Here is a 2,693-nt window from a genome sequence, read left to right on the forward strand (position 1 = left end):
CGGCGATGGCCGGCCAGTCACGTTCCAGTGCCACCGGCACGCCCGCAGTTTCCGGCAGTCCGGCCAGCAGTGCCGCCTGGGTCAGCAGCAGCGGGGCGCGGCAATCCGCCAACATCATGGCAAGCCGTTCGGGTGGATAATCCGGATTCAGCGGCACATAGGCGCCGCCGGCCCGCATCGTCCCCAGGATGCCGACGATCAGTTCGATACTGCGCCTGGCCGCGATGGCAACGCATGTTTCCGGGCCGATGCCACGGCTGCGGAGGAAGCGGGCGAGCTGCGCGGTGCGGGCATCGAGGTCGGCATAGCTCAGCACCGTATCGCCGATGACCAGCGCCGGGGCATCCGGCACCCGCGCCGCCTGGCCGGCGAACAGTTCGGGCAGGGTGGTGGCCGGGGTCGGGTGTTGTGTCGCATTGCACGCTGTCAGGACAAACTGGCGTTCCTGCGCGGTCAACAGGTCGATCCGGCCGATCTGTCGGTCCGGGTTTGCGGCGGCGGCTTGCAGGAACAACTCGAAGCGGCCGAGCAGGGCTGTCATCGTCGCCGGATCGAACAGGTCGAGGGCGAAATCCACCGTGCCTTCGATCCCTGCCGCCCCGCCATCGGCATCGCGCCGTTCCCGCAGATTGAAGGCGAGATCGAACCGCGCGGTCCCAGTGCTGGCCGGTTCCAGTGAAACCGTGACCCCCGGCAGATCGAGTTCGGGGTCGAGCGTGTTCTGGAAGGCGAGCATGACCTGGAAGAGGGGGTGCCGTGCGAGCGAACGGGCGGGGTTGAGGGCTTCGACCAGCCGCTCGAACGGCAAATCCTGATGGGCGAAGGCGGCGAGATCGGCATCGCGGACCCGTGCGATCAGGTCGAGGAAACGCGGGTTGCCGGATGTATCGGTGCGCAGCACCAGGGTATTGACGAAGAAGCCGACGAGATCGTCGAGCGCGCCATCCATCCGTCCGGCGATGGGGCTGCCGATCGGGATGTCGGTGCCGGCACCGATGCGGGTCAGGAATGCCGCCAGCCCGGCCTGCAGCACCATGAACAGGCTGGCTCCACTGGCCTGGGCCAGTGCCAGCAGGCGGCGGTGCAGCGCGCCATCCAGGCGGAAGGACAGGGTTTCGCCGCGATAGCTGGCGACCGCCGGGCGCGGCCGGTCGGCCGGCAGGTCGAGCTGGTCGGGCAGGCCGGCCAGGGTTGCGGTCCAGTAGGCCAGCTGGCGGGAGATCAGGCTGCCGGGATCGTCCTCGCTACCGAAGAGGTCGCGCTGCCACAGGGTATAATCGGCATACTGCACCGGCAGCGGTGCGAACTCCGGCGCCCGGCCGCGCCGCCGCGCGCGATAGGCCAGTGTCAGGTCGCGGGCCAGCGGCGCCATCGACCAGCCATCGGTGGCAATGTGATGAATCAGCAGCAGCAGCACATGGCTGCTTTCCGACAAGGCGAACAGGCAGGCCCGCAGCGGCGGTTCGCCGGTCAGGTCGAAGCCGCGCGCCGCTGCGCGCGCCAGGGCGCCGCCGAGTTCGGCCGCCCCCACCGGGATGACCGGCAAATCTGCCAGCACCGTCTCGGCGGCGAGAATTTGTTGGCAGGGTGTCCCGTCCCGGTCAGGAAAGACCGTCCGCAGGCTTTCATGGCGGCTGATGACATCACGCAGGGTGGCGGCCAGCACCTCGCGGTCCAGTGCTCCGGTCAAGCGCAGGGCCAGCGGGATGGCATAGGTCGCGCTGCGCCCTTCCAGCCGATCGATGAACCACAGCCGTTGCTGGGCGAAGGACAGCGGGATGACCGGCGGGCGCGGCCTGACGATGAGCGGCGGCCGCGCCGTGCCGCCCGTATCGTCCGGTTCACCCGCTTCATCCAGATAGCCGGCCAGCGTCGCCACGGTCGGCCGCTCGAACAGCGCGCGGATTGGCACTTCGATGCCGAGTGCGGAGCGGATGCGGCTGACCAGACGGGTGGCGAGCAGGGAATGACCGCCGAGGTCGAAGAAACCGTCATCGATGCCGACCCGTGGCACACCCAGGATGTCGGCAAACAGCCCGCATAGGATTTCCTCGCGCTTGGTCCGCGGCCCCCTCCCGTCTGCAGTGGCGGAAAAATCCGGTGCCGGCAGAGCACGGCTGTCGAGCTTGCCATTTGCCGTCACCGGCAGGGCATCGAGCGTCAGCACCGCCGCCGGCAGCATGTAATCCGGCAAGGTCCGGGCGAGATAGGCGCGCAGATCCGGCGGCGTGTCCCCGGTGCGGTCGGCCTGCGGCACGACATAGGCCACCAGCCGCCTGTCTCCCGGCCGGTCCTCGCGCGCGATGACGGCGGCCTGGGCGATGCCGGGATGGCGCGTCAGCACCGCTTCGATCTCCCGCGGTTCGATGCGGAATCCGCGGATTTTCACCTGCTGGTCGGCCCGGCCGAGATAATCCAGCGCACCATCGGCGCGCCAGCATGCGATATCGCCGGTGCGGTACAGGCGCGATCCCGGCGGGCCGAACGGATTGGCGACGAAGCGTTCCGCCGTCAGTCCCGGCCGGCCGATATAGCCGCGCGCCAGCCCGGCCCCGCCGATATACAGCTCCCCGGCCACCCCGATCGGAACCGGCATCAATCTGCGATCCAGGACATAGGCGGTGGTATTGGCGATCGGCGCGCCCGATCGCACGGCGGTGGTGCGGGGGGGCACGGCGGGTATGGGCATGGCA

Annotated in this window: 1 protein-coding gene; it reads right to left on the bottom strand. The window is 69.3% G+C overall.

Annotated elements, in window-relative coordinates; translation table 11 throughout:
* On the bottom strand, positions 1–2,596 hold a 2,596-nt coding region (locus I71_RS01095), incomplete at its 3' end, for a condensation domain-containing protein (protein ID WP_375731156.1).
* Positions 2,597–2,693: the final 97 nt, after the last annotated feature.

Source organism: Azospirillum sp. B506 (assembly GCF_000333595.1).
GTDB lineage: Bacteria > Pseudomonadota > Alphaproteobacteria > Azospirillales > Azospirillaceae > Azospirillum.